Origin of the sequence: Sulfuricurvum sp. (assembly GCF_049305995.1) — a bacterium.
Lineage (GTDB): Bacteria > Campylobacterota > Campylobacteria > Campylobacterales > Sulfurimonadaceae > Sulfuricurvum.
The window spans coordinates 1-3,750 of sequence record NZ_JBAQPS010000113.1 but is presented as its reverse complement, the minus strand read 5'-3'; the positions used below and the strand labels follow the sequence as shown (position 1 = coordinate 3,750).

Below are 3,750 nucleotides of genomic sequence, written 5' to 3'. Positions count from 1 at the left end.
GTATCGGACAGTGTAATTGTTATACCAAACGATAAACTCCTTTCCATAATGGATACTAAAATGAAAATTTCAGAGTGTTTCGGAATTGTAGATAGTGTCCTCGCCCGTACCATGAAAGGTATAATTGGTGTTATATTTTCCAGTGGTGAAAATGATATTAACCTTGATTTTATGGATTTAAAAACGATTATGTCTCATCGAGGAGTTGCTATTGCAGGTATTGGTGAATCCAAAGGAGAGAAAGCCGCATCTGATGGAATCAAGAAAGCGATAGAGTTGGCAAACATTAAGGAAACTCCCATAAAAAATGCTTCAGGAATTTTGGTTCATTTCACCATGCACCCTGCATTTGATTTTATGAAACTAAGTGAGGCAATGGAGATTATACAAAAAAATGTTGCTGAGTCAACTGATGTTATTTTTGCTACGACTACCAATGAAACTTTACCCATTGATTTTATTCGGGTGACTCTTGTAGCTACTGGATTTGAGAAAATACATATGGAGCCAGCTAACAATGTTTTTTAGATGTTGAATAAAAATGGTGTGTTTATCCAATTCTTCTTGTGATAATTTTTTCATTGTCGGTTCCAACCTTTTTTTATTTTTATTTCCGAAGATAAAAAATCTATATTGTGTGTGATATGGTTCCAAGAAATATCTAAAACTTTGAGATTTGTAAGCTTGGTTATCTCTTGAGGCAGTTCTGTGAGTTGATTGTGAGAGAGGTTTAACGTTTGGAGAGAAGATAGCTCAAATAGACAACTTGGTACGGAATCCAATCTTTTATGGGATAAGTCCAAACTTTTTAAACTCAGCAACGCTTCATACGTGTTAGCTATACTTAGTATGTCATCTATTTGATATTTTTCTGCCCATTGCGTTAACTGAATTGCCAAGTCATTTGATTCCATATTACACCCTAACATCGATTTGTTAGAAGTATAAAATAGGGAGTGGACAGCTTTGTGTCTGATTTTATTTTAGAATTTACAGTTAATTAATTCATTAATAATTCTATGAGCCTCTTCTTTAGATGAAATATCTGTAATATGTTTGATTTTAACTTTTGCTTTTTTATACCATCCCTCATATCCATTTTTTATTTTATTATCATTTTGGTAATTGACCTCTACCTTAAGCCATTCATCATATTTTATTTTTTCTTTCTCATAGTTTTTCCAATCATCTGTAAATTGTAATATTGCATCAACGTAATGCAAATCATAGTTGCCTAATAGTTTTATATTATCTTGGTGTATAGGTTCATAAATACCAAATATACAGAGCATTGGTGTGTTTTTATTGATATTTTTGTCTAAATTATCTATAAACTCTGAATACTCTGTATCTCCTTTTTCATCATAATTTATACTAATGATAAAAGTAAAACCTATAACGTTTTGATTATACACGCCGTAGCAGTTTAAATAATACCAATCATTATTGCCATCAAAGAAACTTGTATAATTTTTATTACCGTCTTCATTTTTCTTCCATTTTTTTTCAAAACCTTTAGATCTTTCTAATTCATCACACATAATTTTAAAAGATTCTCTAATGTCTTTATTTAGCAATTTAAAGGCATTGACAATGTTTGTTATTTGTTCTTTTTGCTCATCTTTCATAAAATCCTCCTATATCTGTTTTTAGATTATCGTATTCGCATTTATACTCAAATCCACGCCAAAATATAAATCCTTTAAAATTGAGGTATTGAATAATTTTGTTGATCACTTTTTTTTCAATACCATCGCATTCTATTTGTATAAGATATTCATTAAAATCATTCCAATGAATATGGTAGATACTATCTAAGTGTTCTTTACTTGTACTACCACCGTTTTCAATCATTTTTAGACTTTGATAATCAGCTGTTAAATAAATAATGAAATTACTTTTTTTGCTATCTATTTCGAGGTTAAGATATTTTGCAAGCTGCCCTTTTTCATTAAATTGAGTAGAATCTTCTTCAGATATTTGCTCTTTTTTATTATGTTCATGACTAAAGTATTTTACTTCTATAATAAAAAATGTGTCATCATCCAATGTCACTAATACATCAGGCTCTCCGATATTTTTAAAAGATTTCCATAGTTCAATATTTTTTATTTGTTTGTTTTTTAAACTATTTTCTGTGGAATCACCTTGGTGATTTTTTGCTTTTAAGAGAATCTCTATTAGATAGTTATAATTTATTAATTCTGATAATCCAAAGACATTAGAGGTTAAAATATCTTCCCAAGTTTCTAGCTTTGGAATTTTATTTTTTATTTCTGCTTCTATCACTTGAATAATCCTTGTCTCATTTTGTAATAAAATTTATAAATTTTACTTAGTTTATCCGACACCTTCATGTCTGATTACTCAAATAGCTTTGCAAATCTTCATTAACCATCTCGTAAATCCACAAAGGTTCTAATACACTTAAATGAGGAATCCAATATTTTATGATGGGAATGATTTCCATCTCATCGGTTATTTTTACCGTAAATTCCATTGTGCCGTTTTGATGAACAGATTCGATACTTTGGGTGGGAAGAGGTCTTCTATTGAAATATTTTGTAGCGGTAGTATCGGCGTAGAGTCTTACTGTAAAGGGGTCTATGTTTGCTTTAAACCAGATGGATAGGGAGTTGTTCAGCAAATCATCTATTTTGTCATCGGTTGAAAAAACGGTATCGGTTTGTTTGATATTTGAGAGTGTTTTGAGGTAGTATTTTTCAAGATAATCGTCTCTGAACGCCACCAAGTACCAAAATCCCTCATAGTTTACTATTTTGAGCGGTTTTAGTCGTGCTTGAAATTTCCCCTCTCTATCGTTTTCATAAGAACATTCCAACTCTTTTTTCTCTTTTATGGCGTGTTCTATAAGTTTGATGTCATCGAATCTATCCGTGATGTCTTCGATGTTGAGTTTGGTATAGATGGGATTGAACTCTTCATTTTTTATTTTTGAAAGTAATTTATGTGATTTGGTTGCAAAATTTCCACCGATGCTCTCGGTCATTTTTTCGATGATGTCTAAAATGAGCTGTTCTTCTAACGATTTTGTTTTTTCGATTTTAAAACCGTTTTGCATCTTCCATTTTTTATTTTCTTTGTAAATAGGAAAAGAAGACAGCCTATCGTTAAAATCTCTTTGCAGTGTTTTTGTGCTGACATTAAACTCTAATGCTAACTCTTTTTCGGATAGAGATTCTCCGTCATTCAGCTTTGATAAAATAATTGTGAGTCGTGTTAAGATTTTGTCATAGTCATGTTTATATGCCATTACAAACCTTTAATGATTTTGGTATATTGTACCAAGATAATTAATACTAAATCATTCTATGCTCTTGACAACTATACTGTATGTTTATTTTTTGCCAAAAATTGTGTAGTTTATATTGCATTAAATTGCATCGCATTGCATCAAAATCACTATTTAGCAGTGATTTTGGCACTTGATTTAATGCTTTTTGCCATATGGAGACGAGATATTTTTTGTATCAACCCAGAGAAGTAAATATCAATTTTAATCTTCAAAAAAATGTGAAGTTTTTGTGTAGTTCCTCTTTAAAAAGTATTACGTAAAAGTTATCAAAAAGTCCTATTTATTACACTATTTTACTGCAAAAAATGTGCCTACATCTCCATAAAATAGGGCTTTACGAGTCCATTCTTGTTTCACTATAGCTGAGTTTAAGCCCCTCTTCACTCATAACGAACCCATGAACGGCAATTTTGCCTGCATGCACCAGTTTATGG

The 3,750-nt window shown here is 30.9% G+C and carries 4 protein-coding genes and 1 pseudogene; 1 reads left to right on the top strand and 4 read right to left on the bottom strand.

Translation table 11 applies throughout. The features are described from left to right. Positions 1-528 (top strand): annotated as a pseudogene (locus WA010_RS03760) (cell division protein FtsZ); the annotation flags it as partial. Between the two features lie 50 nt (positions 529-578). Here WA010_RS03760 and WA010_RS03755 read toward each other — a convergent pair. The 4 genes from WA010_RS03755 to WA010_RS03740 all read right to left on the bottom strand — a co-directional run bounded on the left by WA010_RS03755 (position 579) and on the right by WA010_RS03740 (position 3,274). After that, positions 579-914, bottom strand: a complete 336-nt coding sequence (locus WA010_RS03755) for a leucine-rich repeat domain-containing protein (RefSeq protein ID WP_422555829.1) — start codon at positions 912-914, stop codon at positions 579-581. A gap of 69 nt (positions 915-983) precedes the next feature. Continuing rightward, positions 984-1,628, bottom strand: coding sequence for a hypothetical protein (locus tag WA010_RS03750; protein ID WP_422555828.1), 645 nt, complete (start codon positions 1,626-1,628; stop codon positions 984-986). Continuing rightward, entirely contained in the window at positions 1,618-2,289 is a 672-nt protein-coding gene (locus tag WA010_RS03745; RefSeq protein ID WP_422555827.1) for a hypothetical protein, read from the bottom strand. Before WA010_RS03745 ends, WA010_RS03750 begins: the two co-directional genes overlap by 11 nt. A 64-nt stretch (positions 2,290-2,353) precedes the next feature. Further along, entirely contained in the window at positions 2,354-3,274 is a 921-nt protein-coding gene (locus WA010_RS03740; RefSeq protein WP_422555826.1) for a helix-turn-helix transcriptional regulator, read from the bottom strand. Positions 3,275-3,750: the final 476 nt, after the last annotated feature.